We start from the raw sequence: 5,263 nt of genomic DNA, 5'->3' as shown, positions 1-5,263 counted from the left end.
TAGTTGCAGCGAAAATCGACGCGCGCGCCCAACACGCGATGATGCACGTCGCGGCGCGCCGGCGGTTCGTGCGTGAAGCAGACGATCGGCTGCCAGGTCGGGCCGATCAGGGACTGCAAGATGCGATACAGAACGGCGATGCTGAGTTCGACCCCCTGCCGGAACGGCATTTGCCTGGCGAGATGGATTTCCAGATTCACAACAGCCTGATCCTCGACTTCGTCGAGGTGCAACACGAGCGTCTCATTGTGCAGGGAAAGGTACTTGGCCAGCGAGTGGACGGCATGGCGTACCGTCGGCTCCTCGCGCAGCAGCAAGCCGATCGGTCCCAGGATCGCAATGCTCCGTGTCTCGGCCATGTGCAGCCCGAACGCATCGGCTTTCGCCTGCTGTGCAGCCAGCTCGAGGAGCCGGCCGACAGCGGGCGCGGAGATGAGCATCTCAGGATCGTCCAGCGCACGGCGGTCGATCCCCACTTCCGCGAGCAGGGATTCCGGTTTCAGGCCGAACGACCGCGCGACTTCCGGGAAGGCCGTCAGGCTGGCAGCGCGCATCAATTCGGTCGTGGAGGCGACAGGTCGCAAGTTCTGGAGCCGTGTCTCCAATTGTCCAAAGATTTGCCCGAGGATGTCAAACCCTTCCGCCGGCAGTGTGGTCGCCTTTCGCGTGATCAGGCAAGCCGAGGGAGGTCCCCATGTATTTCACGGACGATTCGCTGTTTCCCGAAAACATGCAGCCGCTCATCATCACTGCGGCGCCGTACGGCCCGGAATGGCTGCCGGGCGACGTCGACGAGCTGCCCCTGACCTGGGACCAGCAGGTCCAGGCCGCCGTCGATTGCTACAACGCGGGTGCCACGATGCTGCATGTGCATCTGCGCGACCCGAAGACCGGCCAGGGCTCGAGCAACTTCGACGAATACAACTATCTCCTCACCCGTCTGCGTGAGGCGGTGCCGAAGATGATCCTGCAGGTCGGGGGCTCGATCTCCTTCGCGCCCCATACCGCCGAGGCCAAGGCCAAGTGGCTCGACTACGACACGCGGCACATGCTGACCGAGCTCGATCCCAAGCCGGATTGCGTGACCGTCACGACAGGGACCACGCTATGGGACGTCACCCAGGCGTTCATTCCGGGCGATGCCAAGGGGACGCATCTCGACGATCCCAAGGTGCAGGCGGCCTGGGCCGACATGGTCGTGGACTCGACGTCCAAGTTCTACATCGAGCATCTCAAGCGCCTGCGCGCCCACAGGATCCAGCCCTATTTCGTGCCCGGTCACGTCCACCAGCTCGAAATCATCGAGCGGCTGATCCGCGGCGGCATCTACATGGGGCCGATGAACGTGGCCCTTTGCGGCTACGGCGGCGGCTCGATGGGCCGCAATCCGTTCGACTGGATGGAGATGCTGCGCCGCACGCCGCACGGCGCCTCCAGCGTCACCTTCTGGAGCAGCATGCGCGGCAACATCGCGATCCAGAATCTGGCGATCATCCTCGGCGCGCACGTCCGGGTCGGCAATGAGGACAATCTTTGGGATGCGCGCAGGCAGCGCTGGTCGACGGTGAAGCAGATCGAGTGGGCCGTGAAAATGTCCGAGCAGTTCGGCCGCAAGGTCGCCACGGCCGACGAGGCCCGCAAGATGATGAAGATCGGGGTATGGTACGACACCGTCGAGGAGACGCTGTTCAGCCTCGGGCTGCCGCCGAACCGGCCCGAGGGCTACACGGGCTTCCTCACCTACGCCACCGACGGTCGTCTGCCCAAGGCGGCGCACTCGAAGACGAGTCCCGTCAGCGTGCTCTGACTCCGCGTGTTCTGGCCCCGTAATGCTCTGGCCAGGTGACGTTGCGTGCCGCGGGGCCGGGCGCCCGCGGCATCCAGGTTGTCACGGCCATCGAAGTCCGGAGTCGGCCCGCCGGAATATGCGGACGTTTGGGCGCCGCGATTTGAATGTCGGAGCCTCATCATGGATGCGAATGAAGAGACGAAAGTTCCGCAGTCGCGGGAAATGGGCCCGTGGGACACGGCACGCGAACAAATGCGGGCCTGGGATCCGATTTGGGTTGCCATCTGCTCGACCATGAGCACCGATCCGTGGGTCCATGGCATCCTGCCGCGCAAGTTCGTCGAACTCGTCGGCGTGGCGTTGAATGCGGCCTGCACCAACCTCAATCCGGACGGCACGCGGCGCCATATCCGTGCTGCTTTGGCTGCCGGTGCGACCAGAGACGAGATCCTCATGGTCCTCAAGATGGCGTCGGTGATGTCCATCCACTCCTGCAGCCTCGGCGCGCCGATCCTGCTGGAGGAGGCGAAGGCGGCAGGTGTGAAGCCTGCCGCGAAGAGCAACGATCCTACGCCCGCCTGCGACCGCATGCGGGCCGCCGGCCAGTGGAACACGGCCTGGGATCCCTTCTTCGATCTCGATCCGCAATGGACGGACGGGTTCATGGCGACGGCCATCGGCATCTATGCCAGCAAGACCTTCACGCCGAAGGAGATCGAGCTCCTGAGCATCGCCTTCGATGCCTCCTACACGCACATGTACGCGCCAGGCACGCGCCGTCACATCAAAGCGGCGCTCAAGGCCGGCGCGACGGTCGAGGAGATCATGGAAGTCCTCAAGCTCTGCGTCGTGCAGGGCGTCCAGGCCTGCAATCTCGGCGTGCCCATTCTCGCCGAGGAACTGGCGCGCATGGGCAAGCCCGGCCTGGAGGCGGTCCCTTGAACAGCGATCGCTTGCACGACCTGGCAGCCCGGGGAATCGACGAGTTTCGCCGTTTCCTCCTCATGTTCGTCTATCTCTGGGTGGTGTTCGGGCTGTTCGTGCTCAACGAGGCGGTGATCCTGGGTAACACGAACGTGAGCTTCGTTTCGCAGGGATTTGCGCTTGTCAACGCCGCGATCCTCGCGAAAGTCATGCTGGTCGCCGAGGACCTGAAGCTGGGGCGCCGGTTCGATCATCTGCCGATGATCTATCCGATCGCCTACAAGGCTTCCCTCTTCGCGATCGTATTCATTGCGTTCCACGCGTTGGAGGAAACGGTGGTCGGGATGTTCGCGGGCAAATCCGCCGCCGCGAGCGTTCCCGCAATCGGGGGCGGCACCTGGATCGGCATCGCCTGTGTGTGGGCGATCATGACGGTCTCGCTGCTGCCGTTCTTCGCGCTTCGCGAGATCAGCCAGGTTCTGGGGGAAGGCCGACTGTGGGCGCTGATGTTCCATCACGGCCCGAAAGCGCAGGCAGCCAGCCCGAAAGACGGGTAGGCATCGCGGCCGGGAAGGGAAGACAGAGGGAGGAGTCGATGGCGAAGAAGCGGGACAAGGTGCAGGTCAAGGCGTCGCCGCCGCTGCCGCAGGTTCGGCCCGGCAAGTACGCCGATGGCATGCCCTTCGACCAGATCGGTTACTTGGAATGCAAGATCATTTTGAAGCCCAATCACTTCACGTCGCGCGCCAGCCTGTTCGATTTCGGCAAGCTTCTCAAACGTCCGGCCAGGGACAACGGCATCTCGTTCCAGGATGGCGAGTATGCCGAAGAGCCGCTGAAGATCCGCGAGGTCCTGTTCCTCGACACGGCCGATTTCCGGCTCTACAACAACGCCTTCATCCTGCGCCGCCGGATCCCCTACCGCGACGGCTTCCCCGACGGCGATCCCGAGATCGTGTTCAAGTTTCGCCATCCCGACCTGCAAAAGGCGGCGGAGATCGATGTGCGGCCCAGAATACCGGGCGACTATCGGATCAAGTTCAAGGCGGAGGCCCTGCCGCTCAAGGACGAGGTGGGCGGCATACGCGTGCTCTATTCGCACAACGTCGAATTTCCCCTGCATTCGCTGGGCGAGGGCGATCGCACGTCGCTCGACTGGATCGCGGCGGTATTGCCGCCGCTCAAGGCTCTCAAGCGCGAACCGGGCGAGCGGGTCGAGCTGGTGAGCGGTGCCATTGTGGAGGAAGTGCAGCAGGACGTCGGCGTGCTGGATTTCGGCAACGGCTTCTGCCCGGTCGCCAACGTGGCGCTGTGGCGAACCCGCGGCGAGCACCGGCCGCTGATCGGCGAGTTTGCGTTCCAGCTCAAGTTCAGGCGCCGCGAGGAGCTCAATGCGCTGAATCTCGACCGCGGTCGCGCCTTCTTCAAGCAACTGCAATGGGAGGCGCGTGACTGGCTGCAGCTCGGCGCGACCAAGACCGGGATCGTCTATCACCTGAAGGGCAACCCGCCGAACGCGCACGAGTGAGGCGGTCGTGGCTTTCGGCCTTCCGCGCGATCTCACCGGCGTCCGCTTTGCCGTCAACGTCTTCATCGCGGCGACCATCGTCTGGTACGTGCTCGAGCGGATCGCCGACACCAATGCCATCTGGGCCATCGCCTCCATGGTGGCGGCCTCCGACCCCAGGGCCGACGAGGCGGCGCGCCTGTTTCGCGCGCGCATGATCAACGTGCTGGTGGGCTGCGCCGTCGGCTTCGTCGTCCTCGCGGTCGGATATCCCAACCAGTGGAAGATCCCCCTGTCGCTCAGCCTCGCCGTGCTGGCCTCGACCTACCTCGTCCACATCCAGACCATGTGGCGCCAGGCCCCCATCACCGCCGCCATCGTCATCGCCGGCGGGCTGTCCGCCCAATCCAAGCTGACCGGCATGGAACATGGCGTGCACAAGGTCCTGGAAGTGATCTTCGGCTGCGCCGTTGGCTGGGCGGTGAGCGTGGTCATGGCAAGACTCTGGCCGATCAGCCGGAGCAAGGATGGCGCGAAGCCATGAAGACCCGGCAGGCGGAGGGCGCAGCCGGGCCGAGGAGGACACCATGGACCAGGTCATCAGCCCCCTGCATTTCCTGCGCGGCCTCGGCATGGTCGGCCTCACCGTGGTCATGCAGGCGGCGACGCAGATTGCACTGACCTGGTTCCTGCAGGTCGTGCCGCCGCCGAAAGGTTCCGGACAGCTCAACCACTGGGGCGTCGTCTACGTCGTCGCAGCCGTGGTGATCCTCGTGCTCGGTCTGATCGGCGAGGTCACGCTCTGGGCACTGCTCTATTACGCGTGGGGCGATCTCGGCAGCTTCACCAACTGCATCTACTTCTCGCTTGCCTCTTTCACCACCATGGGCGCGTCGGATCTGGCGCTCTCGCCGCTGCATCGCATCGTTGGCACCACGGAGGCCGCCGTCGGCATGCTGATGTTCGGCTGGTCGACGGCGCTCTTGTTCGATGTGATCCAGCGCATGCGTGGCTGGCACGAATCGGCGACGAACTGATGTCGG

General features: G+C 64.4%; 7 protein-coding genes. 6 read left to right on the top strand and 1 reads right to left on the bottom strand.

Features of this window, described 5'->3' with window-relative positions; all coding sequences use genetic code 11:
- Positions 1 to 554 (bottom strand): AraC family transcriptional regulator (locus tag VH499_RS16770; protein WP_332053888.1); only part of this gene is annotated, 554 nt, incomplete at its 3' end.
- A 140-nt stretch (positions 555 to 694) separates the two neighbouring features.
- On the opposite strand from VH499_RS16770, the gene VH499_RS16765 reads away from it, so the two are divergent.
- The 6 genes from VH499_RS16765 to VH499_RS16740 all read left to right on the top strand — a co-directional run bounded on the left by VH499_RS16765 (position 695) and on the right by VH499_RS16740 (position 5,257).
- A complete protein-coding gene (locus VH499_RS16765) occupies positions 695 to 1,807 on the top strand; it encodes a 3-keto-5-aminohexanoate cleavage protein (RefSeq protein ID WP_332053887.1) in 1,113 nt (370 codons plus the stop codon).
- A 162-nt stretch (positions 1,808 to 1,969) separates the two neighbouring features.
- Positions 1,970 to 2,731 (top strand): carboxymuconolactone decarboxylase family protein, encoded by a 762-nt coding sequence (locus VH499_RS16760; RefSeq protein ID WP_332053886.1) that lies wholly within the window; start codon positions 1,970 to 1,972, stop codon positions 2,729 to 2,731.
- Positions 2,728 to 3,270 (top strand): hypothetical protein, encoded by a 543-nt coding sequence (locus tag VH499_RS16755; RefSeq protein WP_332053885.1) that lies wholly within the window; start codon positions 2,728 to 2,730, stop codon positions 3,268 to 3,270. The genes VH499_RS16760 and VH499_RS16755 overlap by 4 nt, the downstream gene beginning before the upstream one ends.
- Before the next feature lie 38 nt (positions 3,271 to 3,308).
- On the top strand, positions 3,309 to 4,241 hold the full coding sequence (locus tag VH499_RS16750) for a hypothetical protein (protein ID WP_332053884.1): 933 nt from the start codon (positions 3,309 to 3,311) through the stop codon (positions 4,239 to 4,241).
- Between the two features lie 7 nt (positions 4,242 to 4,248).
- Entirely contained in the window at positions 4,249 to 4,764 is a 516-nt protein-coding gene (locus VH499_RS16745) for an FUSC family protein (protein ID WP_332053883.1), read from the top strand.
- A 43-nt stretch (positions 4,765 to 4,807) separates the two neighbouring features.
- Complete coding sequence (locus VH499_RS16740) at positions 4,808 to 5,257, top strand: ion channel (RefSeq protein ID WP_332053882.1); 450 nt, start codon at positions 4,808 to 4,810, stop codon at positions 5,255 to 5,257.
- The last annotated feature ends 6 nt before the right edge of the window (positions 5,258 to 5,263 follow it).

Source organism: Reyranella sp., from assembly GCF_036558665.1.
Taxonomy (GTDB): domain Bacteria; phylum Pseudomonadota; class Alphaproteobacteria; order Reyranellales; family Reyranellaceae; genus Reyranella.
The sequence above is the reverse complement of the archived record's forward strand: the minus strand, read 5'-3'. Positions and strand labels throughout refer to the sequence as shown.

Excerpts from the sequence above, each read along its gene's own strand:
- VH499_RS16765 (WP_332053887.1), top strand. The coding sequence starts at position 695 with ATGTATTTCACGGACGATTCGCTGTTTCCCGAAAACATGCAGCCGCTC.
- VH499_RS16760 (WP_332053886.1), top strand. The coding sequence starts at position 1,970 with ATGGATGCGAATGAAGAGACGAAAGTTCCGCAGTCGCGGGAAATGGGC.
- VH499_RS16750 (WP_332053884.1), top strand. The coding sequence starts at position 3,309 with ATGGCGAAGAAGCGGGACAAGGTGCAGGTCAAGGCGTCGCCGCCGCTG.
- VH499_RS16740 (WP_332053882.1), top strand. The coding sequence starts at position 4,808 with ATGGACCAGGTCATCAGCCCCCTGCATTTCCTGCGCGGCCTCGGCATG.